The organism is Photobacterium sp. S4TG1 (genome assembly GCF_036040035.1).
In the GTDB taxonomy this organism is placed as follows: Bacteria; Pseudomonadota; Gammaproteobacteria; order Enterobacterales; family Vibrionaceae; genus Photobacterium.
The window spans coordinates 53,095-75,012 of record NZ_JAYXUH010000012.1 but is presented as its reverse complement, the minus strand read 5'-3'; the positions used below and the strand labels follow the sequence as shown (position 1 = coordinate 75,012).

The 21,918-nt window shown below is 37.5% G+C and carries 25 protein-coding genes; 12 read left to right on the top strand and 13 right to left on the bottom strand.

Translation table 11 applies throughout. From position 1 onward, the window contains the following. Positions 1 to 77: 77 nt before the first annotated feature. From gpM to VXS03_RS14080, 3 genes are read right to left on the bottom strand one after another with little or no spacing between them, the layout of a single operon-like run. Positions 78 to 776, bottom strand: coding sequence for a phage terminase small subunit (gene gpM, locus VXS03_RS14090; RefSeq protein ID WP_327764415.1), 699 nt, complete (start codon positions 774 to 776; stop codon positions 78 to 80). A 3-nt stretch (positions 777 to 779) separates the two neighbouring features. After that, positions 780 to 1,793, bottom strand: coding sequence for a phage major capsid protein, P2 family (locus VXS03_RS14085; protein WP_065167598.1), 1,014 nt, complete (start codon positions 1,791 to 1,793; stop codon positions 780 to 782). Beyond that, complete coding sequence (locus VXS03_RS14080; RefSeq protein WP_327764414.1) at positions 1,794 to 2,582, bottom strand: GPO family capsid scaffolding protein; 789 nt, start codon at positions 2,580 to 2,582, stop codon at positions 1,794 to 1,796. A 175-nt stretch (positions 2,583 to 2,757) separates the two neighbouring features. On the opposite strand from VXS03_RS14080, the gene VXS03_RS14075 reads away from it, so the two are divergent. The 3 genes from VXS03_RS14075 (at position 2,758) to VXS03_RS14065 (ending at position 5,858) form a co-directional block, all read left to right on the top strand. Continuing rightward, complete coding sequence (locus VXS03_RS14075) at positions 2,758 to 4,521, top strand: terminase large subunit domain-containing protein (protein WP_327764412.1); 1,764 nt, start codon at positions 2,758 to 2,760, stop codon at positions 4,519 to 4,521. After that, positions 4,518 to 5,525 carry a phage portal protein gene (locus VXS03_RS14070; RefSeq protein WP_327764411.1) on the top strand — a complete coding sequence of 336 codons (1,008 nt, stop codon included), beginning with the start codon at positions 4,518 to 4,520 and terminating at the stop codon, positions 5,523 to 5,525. Before VXS03_RS14075 ends, VXS03_RS14070 begins: the two co-directional genes overlap by 4 nt. Positions 5,526 to 5,606: 81 nt before the next feature. Further along, on the top strand, positions 5,607 to 5,858 hold the full coding sequence (locus VXS03_RS14065) for an ogr/Delta-like zinc finger family protein (protein ID WP_080156571.1): 252 nt from the start codon (positions 5,607 to 5,609) through the stop codon (positions 5,856 to 5,858). A 13-nt stretch (positions 5,859 to 5,871) separates the two neighbouring features. Here VXS03_RS14065 and VXS03_RS14060 read toward each other — a convergent pair whose 3' ends face one another. The 7 genes from VXS03_RS14060 to VXS03_RS14030 form a co-directional block, all read right to left on the bottom strand. Further along, entirely contained in the window at positions 5,872 to 6,078 is a 207-nt protein-coding gene (locus VXS03_RS14060; RefSeq protein WP_080156239.1) for a hypothetical protein, read from the bottom strand. 76 nt (positions 6,079 to 6,154) lie between these two features. Continuing rightward, positions 6,155 to 8,488, bottom strand: a complete 2,334-nt coding sequence (locus VXS03_RS14055) for a hypothetical protein (protein ID WP_327764410.1) — start codon at positions 8,486 to 8,488, stop codon at positions 6,155 to 6,157. Next, on the bottom strand, positions 8,485 to 8,712 hold the full coding sequence (locus tag VXS03_RS14050) for a hypothetical protein (RefSeq protein WP_065167605.1): 228 nt from the start codon (positions 8,710 to 8,712) through the stop codon (positions 8,485 to 8,487). The genes VXS03_RS14055 and VXS03_RS14050 overlap by 4 nt, the downstream gene beginning before the upstream one ends. Next, complete coding sequence (locus tag VXS03_RS14045) at positions 8,709 to 9,083, bottom strand: hypothetical protein (RefSeq protein ID WP_327764409.1); 375 nt, start codon at positions 9,081 to 9,083, stop codon at positions 8,709 to 8,711. Before VXS03_RS14045 ends, VXS03_RS14050 begins: the two co-directional genes overlap by 4 nt. A 26-nt stretch (positions 9,084 to 9,109) precedes the next feature. Beyond that, positions 9,110 to 9,385, bottom strand: a complete 276-nt coding sequence (locus VXS03_RS14040; RefSeq protein ID WP_327764408.1) for a hypothetical protein — start codon at positions 9,383 to 9,385, stop codon at positions 9,110 to 9,112. Between the two features lie 14 nt (positions 9,386 to 9,399). Then, complete coding sequence (locus VXS03_RS14035) at positions 9,400 to 9,921, bottom strand: phage regulatory CII family protein (RefSeq protein ID WP_045029657.1); 522 nt, start codon at positions 9,919 to 9,921, stop codon at positions 9,400 to 9,402. 138 nt (positions 9,922 to 10,059) lie between these two features. Next, positions 10,060 to 10,272 (bottom strand): hypothetical protein, encoded by a 213-nt coding sequence (locus VXS03_RS14030; protein WP_045029659.1) that lies wholly within the window; start codon positions 10,270 to 10,272, stop codon positions 10,060 to 10,062. Positions 10,273 to 10,365: 93 nt separating this feature from the next. On the opposite strand from VXS03_RS14030, the gene VXS03_RS14025 reads away from it, so the two are divergent. Next, on the top strand, positions 10,366 to 10,977 hold the full coding sequence (locus VXS03_RS14025; protein WP_327764407.1) for a helix-turn-helix domain-containing protein: 612 nt from the start codon (positions 10,366 to 10,368) through the stop codon (positions 10,975 to 10,977). A gap of 259 nt (positions 10,978 to 11,236) precedes the next feature. Here VXS03_RS14025 and VXS03_RS14020 read toward each other — a convergent pair whose 3' ends face one another. The 3 genes from VXS03_RS14020 to VXS03_RS14010 form a co-directional block, all read right to left on the bottom strand. Further along, positions 11,237 to 11,998, bottom strand: coding sequence for a hypothetical protein (locus VXS03_RS14020; RefSeq protein ID WP_327764406.1), 762 nt, complete (start codon positions 11,996 to 11,998; stop codon positions 11,237 to 11,239). Between the two features lie 296 nt (positions 11,999 to 12,294). Then, positions 12,295 to 13,032: a hypothetical protein gene (locus VXS03_RS14015; RefSeq protein ID WP_327764405.1), complete on the bottom strand. Its 738-nt coding sequence runs from the start codon at positions 13,030 to 13,032 to the stop codon at positions 12,295 to 12,297. Then, complete coding sequence (locus VXS03_RS14010) at positions 13,025 to 13,858, bottom strand: hypothetical protein (protein WP_327764404.1); 834 nt, start codon at positions 13,856 to 13,858, stop codon at positions 13,025 to 13,027. Before VXS03_RS14010 ends, VXS03_RS14015 begins: the two co-directional genes overlap by 8 nt. A gap of 926 nt (positions 13,859 to 14,784) precedes the next feature. Between VXS03_RS14010 and VXS03_RS14005 the strand changes: the two genes are divergently transcribed. The 8 genes from VXS03_RS14005 to VXS03_RS13970 all read left to right on the top strand — a co-directional run bounded on the left by VXS03_RS14005 (position 14,785) and on the right by VXS03_RS13970 (position 21,912). Then, positions 14,785 to 15,321: a hypothetical protein gene (locus VXS03_RS14005; protein ID WP_327764403.1), complete on the top strand. Its 537-nt coding sequence runs from the start codon at positions 14,785 to 14,787 to the stop codon at positions 15,319 to 15,321. A 16-nt stretch (positions 15,322 to 15,337) separates the two neighbouring features. After that, positions 15,338 to 15,676, top strand: coding sequence for a hypothetical protein (locus VXS03_RS14000; protein WP_327764402.1), 339 nt, complete (start codon positions 15,338 to 15,340; stop codon positions 15,674 to 15,676). 184 nt (positions 15,677 to 15,860) lie between these two features. Next, positions 15,861 to 16,283: a hypothetical protein gene (locus VXS03_RS13995; RefSeq protein ID WP_327764401.1), complete on the top strand. Its 423-nt coding sequence runs from the start codon at positions 15,861 to 15,863 to the stop codon at positions 16,281 to 16,283. Between the two features lie 689 nt (positions 16,284 to 16,972). After that, on the top strand, positions 16,973 to 17,446 hold the full coding sequence (locus tag VXS03_RS13990) for a hypothetical protein (protein WP_327764400.1): 474 nt from the start codon (positions 16,973 to 16,975) through the stop codon (positions 17,444 to 17,446). Next, a complete protein-coding gene (locus VXS03_RS13985) occupies positions 17,443 to 17,568 on the top strand; it encodes a hypothetical protein (RefSeq protein ID WP_327764399.1) in 126 nt (41 codons plus the stop codon). Before VXS03_RS13990 ends, VXS03_RS13985 begins: the two co-directional genes overlap by 4 nt. Positions 17,569 to 17,833: 265 nt before the next feature. Continuing rightward, complete coding sequence (locus tag VXS03_RS13980; protein WP_327764398.1) at positions 17,834 to 18,862, top strand: phage integrase; 1,029 nt, start codon at positions 17,834 to 17,836, stop codon at positions 18,860 to 18,862. Positions 18,863 to 19,261: 399 nt separating this feature from the next. After that, entirely contained in the window at positions 19,262 to 21,364 is a 2,103-nt protein-coding gene (locus tag VXS03_RS13975) for a protein-disulfide reductase DsbD family protein (RefSeq protein WP_327764397.1), read from the top strand. Next, the gene (locus VXS03_RS13970; protein WP_327764395.1) at positions 21,364 to 21,912 is read left to right on the top strand and encodes a thioredoxin domain-containing protein; all 549 of its coding nucleotides are present in this window, start codon (positions 21,364 to 21,366) and stop codon (positions 21,910 to 21,912) included. Before VXS03_RS13975 ends, VXS03_RS13970 begins: the two co-directional genes overlap by 1 nt. Positions 21,913 to 21,918 lie beyond the last annotated feature (6 nt).

The following is a 21,918-nucleotide window of genomic DNA, read 5'->3' as shown; positions in this document are numbered from 1 at the left end:
GCCCTGCCTTGCTTTGTCACGCATTTAGCAATATCTGCTATTAATGAAAAACAAGCGGGCGCAATGGTTGGGAGTGGTTACATTTTCTCTAATGCCCGTAGGCGCATCGCTATCTTATCTATTTGAGTTTTCGCCCCGCATTTAGGGTGAATGTCCATGGCTGTTTCTAATAATGTTTTTGCCTGGTGTAGTTGTTCTATGTCACCAATACCGGTGGCAACTGCTTTGCCGCTTTCATCCCGCAATAACTGTAACCCTGCGAACTTGTAATACTTTGCGGTTAACGCTTCATTTAAGCGCCATACATTCATGACTTTTTCAAATACAGCCGAAAAATACGGTTCAACACTGTTGCCTTTTTCCGCTTCTCGTTCAGACCATATCAATACCTCATCGGCAATAAAGGCAGGCCAAGTCCGTTTGGCGATGGGCAACCCTTGCCCCTGCGTAATCGCTATTAATGCCCATTCAATGGCGGTATCAAATTGCTCAGTATCAAATAGCCACACCACAACATATTGAAAAATCACATCTTGGTTCACTTGCTTTGAGGCAAGGTATTGCTCTGCCATCGGTCTATATTTAGGCAGTAACACCGTTTTTTTAAACTCAATTTTGTCACTAATACGACCGAGTATTTTTAGCTGCGCTAAATCTTGCTCAAGGGCAATGTCATGTAATTGCTGCTTATCAGCGAAAGAATAATGTCCGTTATCAACCGTTATATGCTGAGCATCAATCCGTTGGTGATATTGCTGAATCGGTGATAACCCCATCTGTTAACCTTCTGCTGGTTTAGGACCAATCGTTACATGCGCTTCATCAAACGAGGCATATGCTTTAGGCTCAGCAACGGCATACCCTTCCATGCGCCAATACGTACTTTCAAACGCTTCACGATCTTCAACATCTTGAGCTTTACGTTTACGGGTTCCTTTTTGAGTATTGATAATCAAATTTTTAGGAATAGTGACCGTCATTCGTTTACTCGGGAAAAATGGCGGTGTTAATGCACGTCGACCGGCAATCGTGTTTGCCAATTGTTGCGCGGCATTTTTCTCTGTTGGGGTGGTTGCTGCGTTCAATAGACGCTGTTGCTCTGCGGCCACTAAATCAGAACCGACATACACCACTAAACGCGGGTCATTTTGGAAACTCGGATCAATACACGAGTGAATCAAATCAGACGCCATCGCATCGAGTGATTTATACGTGCCATTGGTGGGGTCTAAATACACATCGACTTCAATGACTTGCTTAGGGTGTTTCTCTTTCACAAGCTGTTGCCAGCCTTTATTGACATCTTCACCCAGAGGATGGGCTTTAGGGTCTGTATCTTCAGACACACTGACACCATTAAAGCCAATACGGATCATATCAAGCGCAAAAGATTGATTAGAGGTTTCATTAATCAAACGCATGAACTCACCCGCACTGCCCGCATTCGCCCACACACATAACAATGACCACGGTAACGCTGCACACGAATCTGTTTTAATCAGCTCGTACTCATTACCATCAACGCCAACGGTACTTTTAAAACGCCCTGACGATTTACGACCAGTACGTAATGTGTTGATACCCACATCGACCACTTGACCTTTAATCTGATCAACATCTTGTGTCGTAATGGCTTTAAGAAAATCCACAGATTCCAATAACGCTTTACGTAGCTGGGTTTCTTTAGGACCGGTTATCGCAAACTGTTTAGAGGGATCACTGATGCCATATTGCTTTGCCAGTTCTGTGGCAAATTCTTCAACATATTTTGTCGCTAATACATTCAAACCCATTTAATTAAGCTCCACTTGTTCTGTACCATGATCGCCGTGGGGCTCTTGACCTTGAGGTTCTTGGCGTTTAAATGCTTCAAACTCTGTTTTCAGACCTTGCAACGTTTCATCTAATTGGTTGTATTGCGCCAATGTCACCATTTCAGGTGCTTCTTCACCCTGTTTATCTTCTGGTGCTAACGGAGCTAATGCACTGAACATTGGTTGTAATTGTTCAGCTAATGCTGTGGCTGTTTCTGCTGCAAATGCTGCCCGCTCTTCTGGGGTCATGTCTGCTTCCTTGCTTTCTGGTTTATCAGAAGAAAACAAACGATGAAATAAACCCGCTTTTTCTTCTGTTATCTTGTCAATCTCAAGCCGTAACGGTGTAGAAAAAATCACACCCTGTTGCTGTTGGTTAAAACTCAGCTTATCCGTGCCGGTTGACGCTGGGCTATCTGTTACCGCTAAACCAATCAAATAGGCTTTTCCTGTTTTTTGAAAATCAGGATGCACCTCAATACTGGTATAAAGCATCTGCCCTTGTTCATTGGCGAAAACTAATCGACTATTCGGTGATAAACGTGCAAATAACGTAGTTTCGCCTTCAACCTCTTCTGCTTTAACCTCCAGTACTTCACCATAATTACCCCCCCATCGAGTATGCTCAGGCCAAATCAAGGCGGCATATTTTTTGGAGTTGTACGTTTCAGCCATGTCAGTGATCCAACTTGCTTCTATGGTGCGGCCATCGACGGTTTCACCTGCAGTAGCAATTCGCACCCAGTCCGTTGTTATCTTCCCTGCCATTACATACTGTGCCTTACTTAATTAATGATGTTTCTTTTCCCTGCAACACAAATATACGCAACCAAAACCATTAGATCACTCAATTGCGTTCAGGCGCATTCGGATATGCAACAAAATAGAAAAACACCGAACACAAACCCGTCAAAAGCGTTACTGTTACAGGTAATATTGCGTCATGGCTTATTCAATTGAAATAAAAGAGGCAGCGAAACGACTTTATTTGAAGTTGTTAACGCCCAAAGAAATTGCTGCAGAATTGCGGCTTAATTCGTCACGCATTATTTATCACTGGGCTGATAAACATGGGTGGCGCGATATGTTACGGGAAGAGCAAGCCGACGAAGCGATAGCCCGTCGTTATGCTTTGTTAGTCGGTTTACCTGAAAAAAATGACATGCAGCTCAAAGAAATGAGCTTATTAATGGATCACCAACTCAAGCTCAAAAAGCTCCGTGGGCAATCCCTTTATTCAGACAATGAACAAGATAACAATCATCCTCCCGTTTCATCCCCTCGACCCAATAAAGAGAAGAAGAAAAAAACAAAGCCCACCCAAAATGATGTTAGCCAATTAACAGCCGCTGACTTCACTGAATGGAATGACTCCTTATTTGCTTATCAACAAGTGATGCGGGCGAACCTTGGGGAGCGTATTCGTAACATCCTCAAATCACGCCAGATTGGTGCGACCTATTACTTCGCAGGGGAAGCGTTTGAAAATGCAGTATTAACCGGTGATAACCAGATATTTCTAAGTGCATCAAAAGCACAAGCCGAAGTATTCCGCCGTTACATCATATCGATGGCAAAAACCTTTTTCGATATTGAACTTAGCGGTAACCCTATGGTGCTAAAAACAGCCCATGGAAATGCAGAATTACACTTTTTATCGACAAACAGTAACACCGCGCAGTCATATCACGGGCATGTTTACATCGATGAATACTTTTGGATCCCGCAATTTAAGAAGCTCAACAAATTAGCCTCTGCAATGGCCACCCATACCAAGTGGCGCAAAACGTATTTTTCAACCCCATCAACAAAAGCTCACCCTGCTTATGGTTTTTGGACTGGTGATGAATGGCGACAAGGTCGTAAAGCACGAGAAACCATTGAGTTCCCTAGCTTTGAAGCCATGCAAAAAGGAATTCGATGCCCAGATAGGCAATGGCGCTACATTGTTACCATTGAAGATGCAGTCAATGGTGGCTGTACTCTTTTTGATATTGACGAACTACGAGACGAATACAATAAATCAGATTTTCAAAACCTGTTCATGTGTATATTCGTCGATGACAGCCATAGCGTCTTTAGTTTCAGTAAACTTGAACAAGCCATGGTGGATGCCAGTCATTGGAAGGATTTTAAACCGACAGCAGCACGGCCATTTGGTAACCGTGAAGTATGGCTAGGATATGATCCAAGTCGAACCCGAGACAATGCCAGTTTAGTGGCAATCGCTCCCCCTATTCTTGCCCCTGAAAAGTTCAGGCTATTAGAGAAATTCTCATGGCGTGGACTGAATTTCAAATACCAAGTCAATGAAATAAAGAAGCTCTTTCAACGTTATAACGTCACTCATATTGGGGTCGATATCACAGGTATTGGTGCCGGCGTGTATGAATTACTTCAAGAAGCTTTTCCGCGCGAAACCATGCCGATTCATTACAGTGTTGAGGCAAAAAACAGATTAGTCATGAAGATGATTGATGTAATCGAAGATAACCGTTTGGCTTTTGATGCAGAGCATAAAGATGTCTTGATGTCATTTATGGCCATCACGCGTACCGCCACGGGCAGTGGAAATGCAATGACCTTTAAAGCCTCACGCGATGCAGCTACCGGTCACGCTGATGTATTTTTTGCTATCGCGCATGCTATCGCCAAAGAGCCCCTAAACCAAAAACAACGTAAATCAACATGGACAGTAACTCAATGACGGAAACAACCAAGAATAAACCACTACATTTTAGCTTTGGTGGTGTTGAAAACACACTAGGCAACAGCATGGCCGACTACATGGGGGTCTTTTATGATGCTTTTAGTGAGTTCTATACGCCACCAATTTCACGGATTGGCCTTGCTAAACTACTTTCAACCAATGGTTATCACTCTGCAGTCGTGCATTCACGTGCCAATATGATTTCACGCCGCTTTATTAGTGGCGGTGGATTACGTAAACGCCAAATGAAAGCTATCTGCCAAAACTATATCCAATTTGGTGATTGTCACATACTTAAAATACGTGATCGTGTCGGTCGTATTACACGCTTGTATCCATTGCCATCAATGTTTATGCGTCGAAAGAAAAATGGTGATTGGTTGCTATTACAACAAGACGGTAAACATATCCTTTATCCCGCGAACGACATCATTTTTATTGCTCAGTATGACCCTTATCAAGATAAATATGGGGTACCTGATTATTTAGGCGGCGTGCAATCAGCGCTACTTAATAATGATGCCACCATGTTTCGCCGTAAGTATTTTCTTAACGGGGCGCATATGGGATTTATCTTCTATGCCACGGATCCCAACTTATCTGCAGAAGATGAAGAGGAAATGAAAAAAACCATCGCAAGCTCCAAAGGCGTCGGCAATTTTCGTTCTATGTTTGTTAATATTCCGAATGGCACAGAAAAAGGCATTCAACTCATTCCCGTAGGTGATATTGCGACTAAAGATGAATTTAAAGCGATCAAAGAAATAACAGCACAAGACGTGTTGGCCGCACACCGATTCCCCCCTGGTCTTGCAGGTATAATTCCAGCCAATACAGCAGGATTAGGCGACCCTTTAAAATATGATGTTGTTTATCAACAAAACGAGGTGATACCTGTTTGTGACATCATTACAGATGAAATTAACAATGATAAAGAAATAGTATCAAACACTAAAATACAGTGTCATTTCGAGACTAAAAATAACACTCTAGACGGTTAATTTATTAATAAAATCATATTAATAGCACTCATTTTAATTTAAAATTAGAGTGATATAACAGTGAGGATTATTCATATGGCTATGCGCATTAAATGTAATCAATGTGGTAAAAATGCTCGAATCAGTAAGACCAATTGGTTCTCAACAGATTCTGCCGATTTATATTGCTCATGTTCAGATCCTGAATGTGGACACTCTTTTGTTATGTCGCTTGGTTTTAGTCACACACTTAGCCCTTCAGCAAAAAATACGGATGAATTAATTGTTTCATTAATCAAAGTACTATCACCTGAAAAAATAAAACAATTACAAAATCAATTATCAATGTTCTAGGTAATAATTAGTATTACCTCATTGCTTTTATTTCATCCGCTTTTTTTAGCAACACCATTAAGCGCTTTTTCTTGCGCGCACTAAATTCTTGTTGGTGATCCATAATTACCAGATTTGCTAAGTAATAGCCTATCTCTGCTTTACTATTTTCATCAGTACTCTGAGCAATAGCCTCAATAATAAAATCCATGGCTTCTGTTAATTGTTCGTTTTTATCCATAGGAATACCCTCACAAACTACTGTATTAATATACAGTAGTACTGGTGCCTATGTATAGTTTTCAGGTATATATACATTAAAAAACAGGCATCCTATTATTTTTACTTATGCATCCTAAGTCGTTTTCATGCACAATAGTCATACAAGTATCCCAGTCGTCACAATCAGTTTCCAACTCATACCTATTTAAAAATGACGTCCAATAATCCAAACTTGAACGCTTTTCAGATAACGTTGAAGAATAATGGCGCCAATAGCTACGCTGTTGTTTTAATGTATTTGCCATACGTAATCTTGATAAGCGAGCATAGTTAATATCTTTATGTACATTATCTAAACGATTATCGAGATAAGCTAAACGCTCTAACTGCTGATCTGTAATATCCAAATTATCTTGTAATGCAGCATGCTCTTCCTTCATCACTTCAACTAGCGCTGCTTTGTTCTGTTCTAATTCAACTTTAATAGCTTCATTTCGTGTATTGGCTTGCCATTGGCGATTATTAAATGCCCATCCTAAAAAATCATCAAACTTTTGTGTGGCGTTATCACCCGTAAATGTAATTTGATAATGGCCTACAGCAATGACACCGCGTTGACGTTTAGCATCTTTTGCTTCTGTAATTGCCTTATCACATTCAAGCATTCTAGCTGTTAGCTTTTCAGCCCGTTGCGCTTTAATTTCTGCCGTTAATTTCTTATTATTCTTATTAATTTGGTAATATTTTTTGGCTTTATTAAGTTTAATTTGAGAATGCATAACCACCGCATTGTAATGTGCATTACTACGTGCCAGTTTCTCTTCACATTCAGCAATAATTGCGGCCATATTATCAGCAATAAAACTCCCCATATCTTCCCAGTCTTTTGCTCTTGAAACGGCACCAATACCGTAACGGTTCCCCCGAATCAAACCTTGATTACCATCACTTCCCTTAGCTGTATAACCTACGGCTTTCACTAAATATGATGCACCCGCTTTAGCATGTTTAATACGTTCTATTTTGGCAAAACCATTACCCCAAATACGCTCTAACCGTCCGACCCATGCAAAGAAGTGGGTTTTAGGTACTTGCCAACGTAATAAAATATGAACATGAGGGTTTGGCTCACCATCTTCATTAGCTGGCATTTCAGCTACCCAACAATAATCCAGAGGGACTGCACCAATTTTAAACACGTCTTTCTTTATTTGTTTACAACGAGGGTGCTGAATTATCTTATCTTTACAATCACCACGACGAATAGGCGTAAAAGGACCATCAGCAATAACATTACCGCATTTTGTACCTGCAGGTTTTACTCGTTCCTGTCCTCGCTTTACTCGAACAGGCATATAATCAGGTGTCCAACCACGTTGATACATCTTCTGTGCTAAATCAATAAAGCGACTGACTTCAGTACCAATACTTGAATCAGGGTGATAAGCACGAATTTTTGTCCATGGTCCACTTGCTCTGATACTGGGATCACCAATATCAAATATCTTACGACCAAAATCATCAACCTCACCAGTTGGCTTAATCGCTTCTTGGTTAATGGCGGCCAGCTCACCTTCTTTTCCCATATCATCTAACCATGAAAATAAACCCGAAGCTTTAATACGATACGGCTCTCGGGAATGAGGACTCATAACAACAATAGTTCCCCGTACTCCTGGTTTAATTCTATTTTTAGATTGGGGTTTACTGGTAAGAATTTTCTCCCGCTGTTCTTCAGTAAACGTTAACGTACCAAAGGTAGTGTAACCACCACGTAATGCTTGAACATACGCACCCGATTCAAACACTTTACGCACGGCACCATCTGTTAACTTATCCGTAAACCTATCACCAGATTGAGCGGGTGGCATAGTTGATGGCCGAGATTGGGCTTGTAATCGAATACGCCATTCATTTGACCAATCACGATGAAATAACCGAGCCATAACCGGCGCATTTTGAACGAATCCATGCGCATTGAGGCATCCCATTGGATCGTGTTGCCAATTGAGGTTAATCGGCTCAAACGGTAATGGTTTAGGTGCGAGTTCATACCTGACATTCTCACCACGATGAGCTTTCACTTTTTTAAACAAATGCCCCCATTGCTTAAGACGTTGCTTCTTAGCTCTTGTTGTCGCCTTAGCCCCTTTTTGCGCTAATTCCTCCCTTGTCGGACTTTTGCGCCGCTGGACAAGGCTATTACCCCCAGCCGCTTCGCGACTGCCCTGCGGGGCAAAGTTTCGTGGAAATCTTGGATCAAAATAATGTAATGCTTGTTTTAAAACTTTATCATTTGAGTGATCTTGTAAAAAGAATTCAGCTTCATTGATTAAGTTCGGTGATGCACCAGTACATAATCTAATTTCTTGAGTTGAAAAAAATCCGGACATAAGCCCGGATAATTTATTTTCTGAAAATTTCATCATAACTGAGCAAACTCCTGTGTATCACACACCAAAAATCCACCTTGGTTATTCCCTTTAACAAGTACACCATTGATTTCAAATTCGCATTGCAATGATATTTTGGCAGATTCAATCGCTAAAACGCGACGTTCAAATTCACCCAAAGACAAATTCATTACCTCTGCTGTTTCATTATCACGAACAAAATCACCGTCTTTATTAATAAACGCCGCTAAATAGTTCATGCATATTGCTCGCTTTGTAATAAAACTTGCTGCTGTGCCAACTCAATATTGATCAGAACTTGATCTCTATATGACAGTAATTCATCAACTAAAGTGGGTGATTGCAATGAAACTCTAATATCCACACTATTTTCTTTTATATATTCATGAATATTAAAATCAATAACACCACTTTGTGATGAAATATTAAATGAATCAATATTTAATGAGAGGAGTAGCTTGTGGTTTTCTCTATGCTCAAAGACTAACTGTGATAATTCAGTAATTAAACTTGCTGCAGGAGATACTTCTTTACCCTCATGTTTAATTAAACGGTTTAATTTATTTGCATCTATTGCAATTTGTTGTGCTTGTTCTAATAACTTATTCATACAGCCCCCTAAACAACCTAAAATATTTATCTAAAATCTTTCAACGAACGATTAGCTAATGGCTTTAATGCATCCGCTAATGTATTGATGGCACGATGTAACTTTGCCCGCGATACTTCATCCATATCAGCAAGGGGCATATTTATATGCGCTTTAGTTAAACGAGCGGCTGAACAAATAGCCCGTCTAAAGTCTTCTTGTAAATTGTCATACACTAAACCTACATGTGACTGGCTACCGAACAAGGCATGTATATTAGCTAATGATTGTTCCACTGTCGGGATTCGTTGAGTTTGTGCCATGATTATCTATTCCTTTATGCCCAACCGGGAATGGGTAAACCGTTCATCACCGCGTCGGTACACATCGAAATAAATGGCGTAGTACCCTGACAACGGTTTTCAACATCGTTCATCAATAAAGCTAATTCACGCATAGCAGCTTGAGCTTTAGTGACAATTTGATTTTTCCTATGTCGCGTTAAGCGTTTAGTACTTTCAGCTTCAGCAAGATGGCGGCTTATATCACCGGTGTGACTACTGATCGCCATTGCTGCCATAACAGGTGATTTACCCTCACCTTTCGACGGTAAACGTACTGCCGTTAAATCCAAATCCAACAACACGCTATTGACGAGATCACAATTCTCACTTTGTTTAGTAATAAGCATCAACTCACGCACGGTTAATTGATGCGGTTGATTAGGGTTCAGTTTGTTCCGAAGGATCTGTGGTCTTATTGCGCATTCCATTGCGATTTGCTCTAGGTTCTCTTTCTCAGCAAACCGTATAGCTGCGCTTTCAAAAGCATCGTGTTTAACGGGATCAGCGGCATACATTGTTATCGACCTTGAATATGCAACAATTCAAATGAGCAAAGCAGACATGATTTATCAGTCAAATCCGCCTTACCTCCTTAATCCATGACTCATAATTAGTTGGCCTATGGTTTCTAATAAGGCATTTGCGTACACACGCTACCCCACTTGAAGCTCTGCTTCCTTTAAAGCAAGTTGATGCATGGCAACCATATTAATGAGGGGCTTTTCACGTGGTAGCTCTTTCTTCTTAATGAAGATTCGGCCTTTACGGATGTAATCAATAACAGTGCCCTTTGCCATCCCTGTAAGGATGCAATATTGGTCAACCGTAACAAATGGAGTGGTTATTGCTATTTGATATTGCAGCATAGTGGTATCCTAAGAAGTTATGAACGTTTCATTCGTTACTTATCGCCTTCACTCGATACAAAAGTAACTCACCGGAAAGATTATAGGACTCAAATGACTAACAATCAAGATAAATTGAAGCGCTTTAATTATTCAGGCGGTAAAGACTACATTATTAAATTGAAGTCAATACTTGGTGAGACTACTGACACAGGACTCGCAAGAAGACTTGGAATTCCAAAAGGTACTATTTCGACGTGGTTGCAGCGTGATACGACGCCATTTGAAATATCTATTATTGTTCATTTGGCTACAGGATTATCATTAAGATGGTTACTTCTAGATGAAGGTGAACCTTTCCAAGTAAATTCAGCTGAAAACACTCAATCAAAAACGTTTATTCGAACCAAATTACAGAATGGTGTATTAGTTGAAGATAGTGGTGATGTTAGCTTTGATGTGACATTACTAAATCATTACGACATCGATATTCAAAATACCAAAGTCATTGAAAATGGTTTTGAATTACTTTTTGTTAATACCCAAGAAGTAAACCCAGCGTCTGGTCGATACTTAATTGACATTGACGGGTCTATTTCAGTTAATCATTTACAGCGTTTACCGGGTAAGAAGTTAGCGATGAGTTTTGGGGATTCTTCAATTGAAGTTGCACAAGAAGATATTAAAGTGATTGGCCGTGTTACGATGGTAATAGATAAAGAATAACGATCAATAAATGAGTTAGCCAATAATAGCTAACTCATAAATGGACAAAAACTGCTTAGATTATTTGCTCTATCTCGACTAGAAAGTATTAGGAAAAGTAAGGGTAACTACTATAAATTATGGCTCCACAATATATTTTTGTCATATAAAGATCAGAGCAAAAAAATAATCGCAGCCTAAGATAAAATATAAAAAGGCCGTATCCCTATTGAGGATACGTCTTACTTATTACTAAATGGATCAGGTAAGTTTCAATAAACTACTTATTCTTTTCAAGTCGCTGCATTAACCTTTCACTATTTTCAGTGTAATAAACCTTTGCGTCATCAAATTTTCTTATATCACGAGCAAGAAATCCTGAAACTTGGGTGTTATAACGAACAGCATCTGACTCTGCTTTAGATATATACACATCTGCTTTATTCAACTTTTGGCTAAGATCATCAACATTCTTAATCAAACTATCCAATTTAAGCATAGTTAAAGCACTCTCTTTCTCCTCTCCTGATAAAGAGCTTGTAGGTACTTTTGCTGGCGTAGTTAATTCAAGTAATCGAATAAGTGAATTAACTTCATCTTTATCATTTCGTTTTTTATAAGTGTCAAAGAGCATGGTAGTTAATCTTTCAATTGCATCTTTTACATCCCGATGCTTCATTGAACTACTGTAATCACAATATCTCAAACCACCAATATCAAAAGGAGCTTCTGTCTTGTCATCTTTTAATAAAACAGTTGGTAAATCGAAAGCTTGTCTTAACCCCAATTCATAGAATACATTAGGGTTTTTTGCGCTCATATCACAAATGGCCATAGGTGATTTAATAACGTTTTTTAATATATCTAAATGAATCAGGTTTGTATTTTTTGTTTCATCAGCTCGAAGAGGCTCCATGCCAGCAGCTTTTACAGCTGGTATAATTATATCTTCATAAACATATTGAAAATGCTTATCTTCATAACCTACTTGATTAGATATAGGCATAATCACAAAACAAATAGTTTTCGATTCATCTTTCATACGAAACTCAACAATTAATATATATCCTTATATATTACAATTACAATGTTAGTATTTCTATATATTAATATATGACTTTATTACCACTGCAAGATGCCCGTCTGAATATTAGGGACAGAAATGAGTTGGGGCCAAGTTACATTAGATAAAGCTAAATTACGGAAGGGCTCTATAGATAAAAAACAAAATCATCCCCTCTACTCCCCGCCTAAAAAGGTTAGTGAACTACATAAAACTCTATCTATTGCAGGGAAAGCTGGGGATATCCCCAGCTACTGTTAATACTCTTAAAAAAACTAGTATTGATCCGCTCCACCACCTAGCTCAGTTAGTACAGCCATGAACTCATGGTTGTTCTTTAGGTAGTCCGCCGATGGGTAATCCATAAACTGCATACAGATCATTACAAGTCTTAGTTGAGAGAACTCGGTAAAGCTGATCAGAGTTTGAAACTGGTCAATTCTAATTGTCTTATCAAACTGGTTTGTATCACTGAGTCTTTCGGTAATCATTTTCACGATATTATAGAAAACTCGAATCGTGTTATAGATGTGCTCGTCTTGGTCAAGTTTATCTAACATTTCCTCTATTTCAGTATCTTGTGCGGCACGCTCCCGAAAAGCTTCAATCCGATCTTCAAGCTCTCGTATAGCGCAGACTCCTCTCAGTATTTTAATACCTTCCTCTTCCTTGAACTTCAATTCGAAATTAGCAAACGAAGCCCTCTGCGCTTCTATTAGCCCGAAGAAATAAGTTTCAAATGATCTCAACTGTTCGTTTTTATGATTCAGTTGTACCTCAGCCCTAAGCTCTGTATTGGCTTGATTCTGTAGATTCAAGGACTGAATCAATAATACCAAAGACACAAAGCTAAGCAATGGACTAACAAGTCCATTAAAGAAATCACCAAAATCAACCCAATCAGAGGGCTGATCTGAGATCTCATATCCCAGATTGAAATAGAACTGGAATACATAAGAAGCAACGACTATAACCATCAAACTGATAGCTACAATTGAATACTTATTAGGCATCAATAATATCCTCAACAATATATTTGATTATTCGCCCAGTGCTTGTAGTTTGCGTATGGACAATAAGTTGTAGGGTTTCCCATTCTTCTCTTGGTTTACTGTTATTTGTATGCAAGTTTTCAGAAAATGGCGTTTTGGATGTTACTTTAAGCTCTAGATACTTCTTCGTTGCAGGGAATCCAAATGCAACAGTTTCATCTGCATCTTGTATTTGAAGCCGACCATTACCAGTATTAATATTAAGACGAGTAATACTTGCAGTGATGTTTCGCTTAACTCTGTCTGTCCGTGGTTGTAAAGTTGCATGTGTTGCGCGGTTAACTTTAGCTAAGATCGTTTGTTTTTCTCTACTCTGTCTATACCTAAGTTTTACATCTTGATTAAAGTTATTAGATACAGTGTGTAAGTGATCAAGAGAGCTTCTTTGCAGTTGCTTAATTAAATTCTCTTCGAGTTCAATCCCAAGATCTTTTAGAATTTTTTTAGCATTTGGGGAAAGCTCAAGACTTTCTTGATAAAGAGCTTCATTTATAAAATAAGATATCAGCTCCACAAATGCCGTCTTACCAATATTATTGAATCTCTTCTGCACATCCACATCATAGATATCAATAGAGAACTGCTGACCAAAAGAGCCTTTAAAGCTCTTTTTTAAATTTGTTCGAACTTTACTTTCACTCGATAGTCTCTCTGGCACGCGTTTTTCAAGAATTGTAGTTGCGATCTGTCTGGTAGCCTCAGATGCCCCTTTAAGCGTATCGAGTCCAGAATTCATATCTACAGAGTAATCATCACTTGCGATAACAACATCAAAGTTGACGCTCATACACATTCCTAGAGCAGTTAAATTTTTATGCAACCAGTATATATTAAAAATTATTAATATGTAGATATTACAGAGAGTTATTGAACTTTTTTTGATCTAATCAATTATTGGTAGAGGTAATTTGAAAAACAGCTTTATTTGCAAATTTTATATCCAGCTTCTAAGAGAATTAGGATACCTATGCTTATCACAGTGCAGATACATTTTAAAACATTTTGGGACAGAAATTAGTTACATACTTCAAATTGTCATTGAAGTATACCCAAACAAAACAAAACCAGCCCTCCTCCACTTTGCTTACACTCTAGGAACTTTAGAAACCACCTATAAAAAACCAATTAAAGAAACTAACTTAAGTTGAACTAACAAGTTTTGCTTAAATTTAGAAATGTAGCGCTTTAACCCTAATTATGAAGCGTAATGGCCATTGAAATACCCAGTAACAAAATTAACAAGCATTTAACTACGATTTATTGTTAATATCAATGCAACAAGTATCTTAAAACAAAACTTATAACCTTTATTTTAGTTGAAGTGTGATCACACACGAAGTGCGGATTAGATAACATATGTTAAATGCGACTGTTTTTAGGGGCGATTTTACGGGTATTTGGGTCGCATCAGATTGATGAGCGATTTATGGCAAGGTGGATTGACAAAAAGTATAAGATTTAAAATAAATCTATTTCGAGGTGTATAAAAGGTCGCTAATGGTAGCCTTTGCGGTATCGGACCGTTACAGCATCGCGGATTACATAACGTTAATATGTTAAAAAAACTTATTATTAGGAATATTCGAACATCCGCAAGTGGAGAAATTTTACTCTGATAGGGTGAAGATTGTACTTTAATATGCTATTGTTTGCACTTGTCTGGCGGTCACTATCTAGTGATTGAAATATGTAGATAAGGATGATGGTTTTAACATGGATAATGACGCAAGAGAAATGGCTTTTTTTAAAGCACGATATGAATATTCTCAATCTTTGTTTGAAAAGGTAGTCGTAGCAAAAAATGCCAACGAAAAAAAAGTAGTTTTTATTAGCGGATTCATGACTGCGGTAGTTATCGCTACAATATTCAAGATTTCTGATATTGTAAAGTACAGTGATGTTAAATTAATGCCTTGGCCTGTTTATATACTCGCAGCTATCTGTCTGATATTTATTGTTTTATGTTATTTATCATTAATAATGTCAATGATAGTTAGAAAGTGGGATCCTGCAATATCTAATGATGCAACCTCATTACTTTTCTTACCAAGTAGCAAAATACTGTCTTCTACTTCACAAGAAAAGGCGTTTTATGAAGAGGTAGCTCTATTATATACACTTGCATATGAGAATAACCTAGTTACTAATAAGGAAATGTCACAAAAAGTTAGTGGTTCTTATTGTTTTTTATTCTTATCTGTTTTCTCAATACTGCTATTAATTGTAGTTTATAGTTATTATCTTCTTTAATAAAAGGACGTTTAATATGTTTAATATGTTTAATATGTTTAATATGTCTATAGAGCCTGATAATAGGACAACAGTTGAGATTATTTCTGAAAAGCTTAAAACTATAGAGTCTAATTTCAAATTAAGCTCTAAATATTTATTAGCATTAGACTTAAAAGAAACATTAACTCGTTGCGGTGTAAATGATAATAAATATATAAACAGAGATGATGCTCCGATTGATTACGATGTGGATTTTAAACCTTGTATTGTTGAAATATTAAATAGAGAATTAACTACTAATGAGATAGTAATTATCGATATTTTATCAAAAGAGTTATGTCGTCACGATTACAGCTCATCTATAAATTCTTAATGTTAAATGCAGTCCATTGAGGCGGTGTTTTGGAAATAAATTTATATATGGTCGTTATTGTCGATTTTTTAATTTGAATACTGAATATATTAACAGATAATCAGGCTAACTGTTGGCTATTAAAATAATTAAATGGTATGGTATTCCATATAGAGAATGAATTAACTAACAAAAGGTGCTAACTATGAATAAAAAAACATTAGCTGAAAATATTGGCATTGATACCACTAATGGTTATGATACTCGATGTTGGGATTTTGAAACAGATAATGCAATTATTTTTCTCATTGCTAAAGATGAATTAGATCTTAAAAATGGCTTTTCAGAACTTATGTATGATGTTAGTGAAAATTCCCTTGGTGGCAGAAAAAAGCGCTGTGAATTACGTCAGAAAAATGTATTGAAAGTCATGCTTGGTAAAAAAAGAGGTTATGTCTTAGTTCGTTCTGAAAAACTATTAGAAGGTGATAGAGATAATCATAAATGGAATTTAATTAATGGCGCTAAAGTTCATCCTGTTACTGCATTAAATATGATTATGCGTGAAAAATGTGGATGGGTAACAACTGATACAGATATCTTATTAGATATTCATAATATTAAGTAACTGATATTCTATTTTTTTAAAAAAAGCAATTAACTCATTAACTTACAAGCATTATAAAAAATTATTGATAATAATTTAGAACTTCTTGAGTCATCAACTCAAGCGCATAAAGCAGATGAAAGTATAGTTGTTGGAATTGCAAAATATTCTGCTGTGAATAGATATGATAATTTATCAGAAGCACAAAAATATCATTTTGATAATTGTATTAGACACCTAATCGAGAATGTTCAAGCTATAATCACGAATTTGAAGAAATACCTCGTAAGTGCCCTAATGTATTAGATGATGAAGAGCTTATTGATTATTATCAGAATGATGGGAAATATTGTGGTAGTTGTGAAGCTCAAGCCGTGGATGATGCACACTCGAAGGAATCTTTTTTCCGTGATTAAGTCAGCCACTAATAAAATTAGTAATTATATACCATACTGGTGGTTTTTTGTTTGTTAGATTTGAAATAAATTTATTTCGACGGCATCCTAATTTTAGTTAAAATCTGATTATCACATTTCCACACAGCACTAATATTAAAAATACAATTATAATAAATAAGTCACAATATCAGGATTTAATATTATATATAGTACAGAAAGATGGCTTAATAGCTTATGTATTATCTTGATAATACATAAAACAAATAAGCTTTATGCACCAAGGGGATATCAGTTATCGATACCATAGAATATTTGAATGATAGATATAATGAAGAACAAGCAAGATTTAATCATTTCGAAAATAAGTGCTCTAAGTTACTAACGTTTTTAACCGGATTGATTGGAGCACTTTCGATATATGGTAGCTATGCAAAGAAAGAAATTTTTTCTTTTTCCAATCCTATTGAAGTGATTATTTTTGTACTATTTATTTTCTCTGTTTTTTGTATTATTTGTGCTTGGGGACATGCTTTATTAGCAATTAAAATTGGAGATTGTCCAATTTTACCTAAAAATAGAGTTGCCATAAATTATATTAGAGACGCTGATAAAGATACAAGTAATGAATATGTTTTCAACTGTTATATTGACACATTAGAAGCATTAGCATCGGTGATTGATGAAAAGTCTCAAAATCTTGTGCACTCTTACAATGAACTTACACTAGGCGCTTGGGCAATAGGTATTCTCGCTTTAATCACGATCATAATGGAGATAGTAAAGTGACAGAAAATAAGAAACCTCAAAATAACAATCAAAAAACCCCACCAACAATAGATTATGTTAAAAAATCTAGAAATCCTGCACAAAATAATCAGAAAGATAAAAAAGAGAAGTCAACTAGTTGATAACTCGTATATACTAAGAAATTATGAGGTTAAATTTAATTTTTAGTAACTATATATCTATTAATGCGAATAAATGAATTAAGTGACAGTGTATCTGTTAGTATGCATAAATAGAAATAATGTTAAATAACCGCCCTTTTGTGGCGGTTTTTTCCATTCACCTCCCCATGGTTTCATCTCACCTCTGTTTTATTCGTTATAAACAAACATTGCTTTTTCCCCAAAAAATAATACTGTATATAAAAACAGTATTATTGGTTTTGTTATGGCTACCCGAAATCTAAAAGACAACAGCAAGAAACCATGGCTTTGTGAGTGTTATCCGCAAGGACGAGAAGGTAAACGTATTCGAAAGCGGTTTTCTACTAAAGGAGAAGCTATCACTTTTGAGCGTTTTACTATACGGGAAATTGAAGATAAACCTTGGCTTGGTCAAAAAGAAGATAATCGGCGCTTAACCGATCTAATTAAATATTGGAAACATGCTCATGGTATGACCCTTTCTAATGGAGAAAAAATCTATAGTTTATTAATACTTATTGCTGAAGCGATGAATAACCCAATAGCCTCTCGATTAACAAGTAAGCACTTTTCTGATTTTAGAAAAAAACGCTTATCTGGTGAGATTTCATTTATTGAAGATAAAAGGAATAGAGGAACTGCTAGTATTGCAACGTGTAATCTAGATTTAGCCTATCTTCACTCTGTTTTTAATAAGCTCATAGAACTAGGCGAATGGCACTCCCCTAACCCGCTTAAAGATATAAAGCCGTTTCGTAAAAAAGATAATGTAATGTCTTTTCTTACTAAAGAACAAATTACTATTTTATTAGACAGTTTAGCCACTGGACAAAATCCCGACATTATTAAAATCGTTAAACTATGCCTATCTACAGGAGCTCGTTGGAATGAAGCGGCTCAGCTTAAAGGTAGCCAACTAAGTAAATACAAAGTGACCTTTACCAAAACAAAAAGCGGTAAAAATAGATCGGTGCCTATCAGTAAAGAGCTCTATGACGAAATATATCAATCGACTGCAGGAGCTTTATTTTCGCCATGTTACTATGCATTTTTGTATAGGCTTAAAACGATGGACTTTAATCTGCCATCAGGACAGGCATCACATGTATTACGCCATTCGTTCGCAAGTCACTTCATGATGAACGGCGGTAATATATTGGTGTTAAAAGAAATATTAGGTCATTCTGATATTACCATGACCATGCGTTATGCCCACTTCTCACCAGATCACCTATCAGAAGCGCTCACCAAAAACCCTCTATTCAGCCTATAAAAATGGCGGCAGAATGGCGACAAACATCATTAAACGTCGCCTAATATCATAAAAAATCGTATACTTAAGTCATGTAAGCTATTGATTAAAAGTCTAACTTATTGTTTATTAATGATTTGTTATATGTTATTAACTTCTATGTTATAACTTTAAAATAGTAATAACCGTCGTCTTTTACTACACTCCTGACTTGTTCTGATGGCATAAATTACCGACAATATATCGGAACTTATTTTGAATGAAATAACGTCTGCTTCTTGTCGGTCTCATTAATAACGTTATAAAGACTCATCACTTTACGCAGATAACACTTAGTCCAACACAAAAAATCACAGACAGAACAACGTTAAATACTGCAAATTTAGTCATCATTATGCGTTGTTTATTTGGAGCTCTAGATTGAAAAAGTTATACCAACATCTCTATTTAGCCTTTGCCTTACTCACAGCTTTGTTTGGCATTACCTTTTCATCAATAGCAGCAGCAACACCACAACACAGTACTGGCTGGGTAACAAATCCACAGCACCCTCCTGTTGAAGTCAGACTGATGCTAACAGGACAGCAAGATCCCGCTAAGCACACTGTCCAAGGTTTACTTGAAGTTAAACTTGATACCGATTGGAAAACATATTGGCGATCACCAGGTGAAGGTGGTGTTGCACCAAGTATTAATTGGGAAACATCGTCAAATATTAGCCATGTCGATTGGCAATGGCCTTTACCTAAACGCTATGAATTTTTAGGTGTTGAAACTCTCGGCTACAAACACGATGTTGTATTTCCTCTTTCAATCCATGTAAAAGACATGACAAAACCAGTATTTCTTTCTGGAAAATTAACCATGTCATCATGCACAAGTATTTGTGTGTTAACCGATTACGAACTCTCATTTGATTTTATCCCAAGTAAATTACTGCCATCAACAGAAGCGATGTTTCTGTATAACAAAGGGGAAAGTCAGGTTCCAAAATCATCACCAACAGTCACTTTAAAAACGCTGTCTTATAATAAAGCAGAAAAAAAAGTGACCGTTGTGGCAACGAATAGTACTGGTTGGCAGCAACCAGATGTCATTCTTGATGGTGATACACAAGCAGTCAAAGACACGTCATTTCTCAAGCCAACAACAACTATCAAGGGCGACACACTTTATGCGACCTTGCCTGTAACAAGTTGGTTTGGCACTCCCAAGCTCGTAGGACAACCACTTCACGTAACAATAGGCGATCATGATCTTGCCGTTGAGATGACAGCGACTGCCACCGACACTCCCGTTAATATTCCAACCACGAATAGTAATCTTCTTAAAGTGATCGGTTTAGCCTTACTTGGCGGTCTGATTCTTAATATTATGCCATGTGTATTACCTGTATTAGGAATGAAGTTAAGTAGTGTTATTTCGGCTCAAGGACTTGCTCGTCGTCAAATCAGAACTCAATTTTTAGCCTCTGCTGCTGGCATCATTGTTTCATTCTGGCTGTTAGCTTCATTTTTAACCGCAATGAAACTATCAGGCCAAGCACTTGGATGGGGAATTCAATTTCAAAGCCCATGGTTTATTGGCGCAATGATCACAATTACGGTGTTATTTGGCGCTAATATGCTAGGTTTATTTGAAATTCGCCTTTCAAGTAATACCAATACATGGCTAGCAACTAAAGGTGATAGTTCTCATCTCGGCCATTTCATTCAAGGTATGTTTGCTACATTACTAGCAACGCCATGTAGCGCACCTTTCTTAGGCACTGCCGTTGCCTTTGCATTAGGCGCAGATTTAATTACCCTCTTTGCTATCTTTACTGCCCTGGCCGTTGGTATGGCTGCACCATGGTTATTGATCGCTCTTTTCCCACAACTAGCGACATTAATGCCCAAACCTGGCGCATGGATGGATCGCGTTAAGACATTATTTGGCTTAATGATGCTAGCCACATCTGTATGGCTATTAAGCTTAATGACCAGCTTTTTTAGTCCTACCTTAGTATGGGGATTAGGTGCTGTTATCTTAGTCACCATCTTATGGCTAGTCGGTCGTAAAAAAGGCCGTAAAACGGTAATTATTACCTTGGCTGTAATGTTGCTTGGTGCTGGTGCAAGTTTATTTACAGGTAGCTTAACTGCCAATAAATGGTCCACACCATTACCCGCAGATCATCACTGGATCCCATTAGATACTGCAAAAATTGCTACCGAAGTAGCGCAAGGTAAAACCGTTTTTGTCGATGTAACTGCACAATGGTGTATCACTTGTAAAGCCAATAAAATCGGTGTGATTTTACAAGAGCCAGTATATTCAGCCCTGGATAATAAGAATATTGTTCTAATGCGAGGTGATTGGACTAAACCATCAGATTACGTAACTGGATTCCTACAATCTCACGGTCGTTTTGGTGTGCCTTTTAATATTGTTTACGGCCCTAATGCACCAAAAGGTATTGAGTTACCAGTTATTTTATCGAGCGAAACTGTCCTTAGCGCCTTAAAAGAAGCGGGGAAATAATGACATCAGATACCAATAAAAAGCCTCGTTATACAAAACGACGATGGATTCAAAGTATTATTATACTTATCATCATGGCTATCGTTGCAGGTACAGCATTAGAAGCGTGGCGCAATCGCAATTTAGATAAAATGCAAATATCGACGTCACAGCCAACTTATACCACGATTGATAATAAAAAAGTTGATATTTTTAAAGACAGCTATGATCAAACGGTGCTGGTATATATATGGGCAACATGGTGTGGAAGTTGTAAGGTCGTTTCTCCTGTCATTAACTGGCTAAACAACCAACAATGGGCAGATCTCAAAATTGTAACCATTGCTATGCAATCAGGCGATGATCGCCGTTTACATGCTTACTTGCATACGAAAGGCTATAACTTTGCTGTTGTGAACGATAACAACAGAGCATTAACCCGTCAGTGGAAGCTTTCAAGAGCGCCAACTATTTTAATGATTAAGAATGGTCAGATTCAAAGTACAACGGCTGGATTGGTTACACCACCGGGATTATTTGCCCGTTTAGCATGGGTTGATATGAAGTAATAAAAT